This is a genomic window from Vibrio sp. V42_P2S4T144, assembly GCF_009904715.1.
Classification (GTDB): domain Bacteria; phylum Pseudomonadota; class Gammaproteobacteria; order Enterobacterales; family Vibrionaceae; genus Vibrio; species Vibrio alginolyticus.
In genome coordinates this window covers 1-3,108 of sequence record NZ_WXWS01000235.1, presented here as the reverse complement: position 1 = coordinate 3,108, position 3,108 = coordinate 1, and the positions used below count along the sequence as shown (strand labels likewise).

The 3,108-nt window shown below is 43.0% G+C and carries 4 protein-coding genes; 3 read left to right on the top strand and 1 reads right to left on the bottom strand.

The window, feature by feature from the left end:
* The 3 genes from CAG68_RS08235 to CAG68_RS08225 all read left to right on the top strand — a co-directional run.
* Positions 1 to 102: DUF2164 family protein (locus CAG68_RS08235; protein ID WP_161440995.1), on the top strand; the 102-nt coding region annotated here is incomplete at its 5' end.
* 174 nt (positions 103 to 276) lie between these two features.
* Positions 277 to 816, top strand: coding sequence for a cytochrome b (locus CAG68_RS08230; RefSeq protein ID WP_005390157.1), 540 nt, complete (start codon positions 277 to 279; stop codon positions 814 to 816).
* Positions 813 to 1,382 (top strand): YceI family protein, encoded by a 570-nt coding sequence (locus tag CAG68_RS08225; protein ID WP_017634178.1) that lies wholly within the window; start codon positions 813 to 815, stop codon positions 1,380 to 1,382. Before CAG68_RS08230 ends, CAG68_RS08225 begins: the two co-directional genes overlap by 4 nt.
* Positions 1,383 to 1,519: 137 nt before the next feature.
* On the opposite strand, the gene focA is transcribed toward CAG68_RS08225, so the two are convergent.
* Positions 1,520 to 2,971 (bottom strand): formate transporter FocA, encoded by a 1,452-nt coding sequence (gene focA / locus CAG68_RS08220; protein WP_054730569.1) that lies wholly within the window; start codon positions 2,969 to 2,971, stop codon positions 1,520 to 1,522.
* Positions 2,972 to 3,108: the final 137 nt, after the last annotated feature.

The window sequence follows — 3,108 nt, the reverse complement described above, 5'->3', positions numbered from 1 at the left end:
TATTATAACAAGGGTGTTGAAGATGCTAAGTTACTGGTTGAACGCAGAATGTTAGAAGTTTCCGAAGAGCTGTATGAGATAGAACAAGAAATTAAGCTGTAAGTTTCAGTTTTACAAACGATTTAAAGTTCCTTCAAAAAATTCGAACAACTTGATAGATACGGCACCATTGGCTGGATGTAAATGATGGTAAATAATCTGTTTCATATGACGTAAATAGGTTAATGTAGTGTTTCTTGCTCAGCATTAACTTAGGAATATATCTAGGAACTTGAGATGGATACACTGGTAAAGAATTACAACCTTACTGCACGCGTGATGCATTGGTTATCAGCGCTGTGCATTATTGGTCTATTTGCAGTGGGTTTGTGGATGGTCGACCTTAGCTATTACAGCGAATGGTATCGAACTGCGCCGCATTACCATCGCTCTGTCGGTATTTTACTCGCTATTTTAACTTTGGCACGCATCGTATGGAAACATGTGACGGCGTCACCAAAGGTAGAAGGCAAACGTTACGAAGTGCTTGCTGCTAAAGCAGCGCATGGTGTCATGTACCTACTATTGGTCACCATCTTTGTTTCAGGTTACCTCATTTCAACGTCTGATGGACGCGGCATCGAAGTGTTTAATTGGTTCACCGTGCCAGGAGCGGGAGAGTTATTCCCAGGCCAATCAGATATTGCAGGTGAGATTCACTTCTATGCAGCTTGGGCAGTTATCCTGATTGCAGGTTTACATGCTATTGCTGCACTAAAACACCACTTTATCGATAAAGACAACACATTAAGAAAAATGTTAGGAGCTTCAAAATGAAAAAGTCACTTTTCGCTACAGGATTAGCTATCGCTATGGCACTGCCATTTGGTGCGCAAGCTGCAGATTATGTCATCGATACCAAAGGTGCTCACGCTTCAATCAACTTTAAAGTTAGCCACTTGGGTTACAGTTTCATCAAAGGTCGTTTCAATACATTTTCTGGTGACTTTTCTTTTGATGAAAACAACATTGCTGACTCAAAAGTAAATGTTGTTGTTGATACAACCAGCCTAGATTCAAACCATGCTGAACGTGACAAACACATTCGTAGTGGTGACTTCATCGATGCTGGTAAATACAGTGAAGCAACCTTTACGAGCACAAAAGTGGTTGATAAAGGCAATGGCAAACTAGATGTAACTGGTGATCTAACGCTACACGGTGTTACTAAGCCTATTACTATTGAGGCTGAATTCGTTGGTGCTGGCAGTGACCCATGGGGCGGCGAGCGCGCTGGCTTTGTTGGCAACACTCGCCTAGAGCTTGCTGACTTTGACATCCCAGTAATGGGTGCTTCAAGCTACGTCGATATGGAACTTCATATCGAAGGTATTAAGAAGTAATTAGTTCCTTTTAGATACACTAAAAGCGCTCTTCACTTGAAGAGCGCTTTTTTATTATCTTAATCACATCACTAACATCGATAAACCCGTCAGTGATAGCGATTGAAAGCCAATAGACGTTGTAAATGTTTAGCGAATTACGCTGTTTCTAACTCGCTTTTTTCCACTAGGTTTAAACGCTCACCAAAAATCGGGCGTAGTGCTTTTAATACTTCAGTACGAGTAACCACCCCGACCATCTGCCCATTTTCAAGCACAGGAAGCACTTGTGGCTTACTTACTTTGATACTTTTAGCGCGTTCTTCGAGAGACAAAGACGTCAAGCGAGTGGCAATACCCATACTGCTCGCTGGGTACAACTGCTCTTTATCGATACATAGGAATTCCACAACATCAACGAGGCGATCATCAGCGTCAATTGCGACCACATCTCTGCTCATGATGTCGACGACTTTTTGGTCTTTCACCGGAATGTAGTCCTCACACCATAGTTCTACCATCACATCGTGAGCAGAGAAGAAGCCAACTAATCGATTTTGTACGTCTACAACAGGTGCGCTCGTTACGTGATTATCAAGTAACACATCCAGCGCGGCTGCAATTGGCGTTTCTGCACGAATGGTGACTGGTTTTGGGTTCATAATGTCTTTAACAAAAGAGGCATTTTTCATGGTGAAATCCTTAACTGACGACAGTGTTGTAGTTGTAGTGATAGAAGAAATATTCGCTGCTTTTAGTTCTGGTCGGCGAAAAATACACCAGTTTGAAAGGCCAACTAATATCGCTCCGCCGACGATGTTGCCAAGCGTGACAGGAATTAAGTTAGCGGTAATAAAGTGGCTAATGTTTAGGTCTGTGTATTGTGACGCGGGCACACCGACAGATGCCCAAAAAGATTCAGGTGCAAAATTCGCGATAACAATACCAAGTGGAACCATAAACATGTTCGCAACACAGTGCTCAAAACCGCTGCTGACAAACATTGCCACAGGCAAAATTGTCATTGCTGCTTTTGTCATTGCATTTGCAGAACTAAATGTCAGCCAAATCGCTAGGCAGACCAACAGGTTACAGAGAATACCGAGTGCAAACGCTTGAATGAGAGTGTGGTGAAGTTTGTGTTGTGCGATGTTAAGCGCATTTAATCCCCATTGACCGCCATCCATCTGATAAAGACCAGCAGCAGTAACCAGCGCAAGTAGGAACATCGCACCAATAAAGTTACCAACGTAAACTTTGCCCCAGATCGAAAGCATCTTACCGAACGATATTTGCTTATTGGCCCAAGAAATACTGGATAGGACGGAGCTGGTAAATAATTCACCACCGCAGATCACTATGAGGATCAATCCCATGCTAAATGCGAGTCCACCAGCTAGGCGGCTCAAGCCCCAACCAGCGCCCGTACTACCGGTGGTCACCGTGATGTAAAACAAGAATGCTAACCCGATGAACGCGCCGGCCATAATGGCGAGGCTTAATGTCATACTGCTGGTTTTGTTTGCCTTACTTAACGCAAATTTTTCCGCTTCAACCATCATCTCTTTTGGAGAAAAATACTGGTGATTTTGAGAACTGGTCACCGCCATATTGACTCCTTAATTTGTAATCGCATAAAAAATCCTTGGTTATTAACTCAAAAATGAAATTGTTGTTTTTATTAAGAGCCTCAATGACTTCGGTTTCAAAACCATTGAGGCTTGCGGTGTTCCCGAACCGCGTACTC